Annotated in this window: 2 protein-coding genes; both read right to left on the bottom strand. The window is 42.5% G+C overall.

Going from position 1 to position 1,432, the window contains the following annotated elements; genetic code table 11:
• Positions 1-750: 750 nt before the first annotated feature.
• Positions 751-1,197, bottom strand: coding sequence for a DUF3291 domain-containing protein (locus RXX31_RS24620; protein WP_317592203.1), 447 nt, complete (start codon positions 1,195-1,197; stop codon positions 751-753).
• Between the two features lie 39 nt (positions 1,198-1,236).
• Positions 1,237-1,432: hypothetical protein (locus RXX31_RS24615; protein WP_317592202.1), on the bottom strand; the 196-nt coding region annotated here is incomplete at its 5' end.

The following is a 1,432-nucleotide window of genomic DNA, read 5'->3' as shown; positions in this document are numbered from 1 at the left end:
TCAAAACCTGTCCCGCTTTTTCTTAATGATGATTTCATACAACCCCATTTACAGATTTACTCTTGTGGCATAACGCCCAATTAAGGGGTGAGTAACGCAACACCGATGCCACCGCAAACCACCTTAATCACTAAAACCAACGCATAGTAAAAATGCCACGCGTTACGAATCCCTCTTGAATTGTTTGTTAGTATGCTGCACTTAAAGCCTTTGGCACACACCGAGATATTGAAATATAGCACGAAAGTTATGGCTTAAAACGCTGACGCCAAAGGGACAACTGCCAAACTAGAACTCAATCTCAAAAAGCGAGTTGGCCAGAAGAAAAATGTGCAAAACTGCCCTGATTTCTCCGTGCTCAAATTAACAAAGGATACGGGCTTCAGAACTAAACGGCAGCGACAAAGAAACTCAGTGTTTGACGAAAATGTTCCAGCATCAAAGAAACCACACCAAAGAAATAGCCCGAAAGTTAGACGCCGTAAACGGTGAAGTCAAAGCGAACACTCCACATATAGTGCCACCGGAGAGAACGTGAAAGGCACATTTGACCAGGTGTAAAACTAGGAAAAGAACCCGATAAACCCCAAAAATTTTACCGTTGATGCCCATCCAGTACTAACGCCGCGTTAAGTGGTGAACAACGCGGCCACCTAACCTAAACCATTGTGTCGTAAACACTTAAGCTGAATAAAACCGAAAATGCCAAGCGTTGTGAATCCGTCTTAAACGCTTTGTTATACGCGCAGTTCACGCAAGATCTGCTTCCGTGAAGTTCGTTTTAAACGTGAAAGCAAATGGCGTATCTCCGTTGTCTCGCAAATGTTGAAGGCGGGACAACGCTTCTTGTGGCGTTGGTATATGGCCGTCTTCAACCCACCATAGAACATAGGTATCTTCTGCCAATCGATGAAACCATTCGCTTTTTCGGCGCATGAAATCTCTATGGCCAGTGCGAAACATAAAATTTTTAAGTGAGTCTGTATTTTCCCAAACTGACATATTTACAATCATGTTTGGATCATCAAACAACTTAATGCTCGTAGCATCACCGGAGTCGTCTTTTAAACGCCAGATAAAGCCTTCACTTTCTTCAGCTATGCCATTAACTAGGTCTAAATTGTCTACAAATTCTTTAATTTCAGGCGCATCCAAAGGATATTTGGCAAGCGCAATATTTAACTGTGCTAATTTCATATCATGACCCTCCTTAGTCGATAAGCGTATAACGCCGCGTTAAGGGGTGAACAACGCTATATCACCCAACTTAACCCATTGTGCCATAAACACAAAAACTAAATTTTGAACCAAAACTGCCGAGCGTTGAGAATCCCTCTTAAACGCTTTGTTATGTGTCTTGGATTCAAGTACGAAGTGCGACACCTCTGAACATAAAAACAGTGAGATGCGATAATCATGAAGTTTGCTCCCG

Origin of the sequence: Vibrio sp. EA2, from assembly GCF_033042495.1 — a bacterium.
Classification (GTDB): domain Bacteria; phylum Pseudomonadota; class Gammaproteobacteria; order Enterobacterales; family Vibrionaceae; genus Vibrio.
The sequence above is the reverse complement of the archived record's forward strand: the minus strand, read 5'-3'. Positions and strand labels throughout refer to the sequence as shown.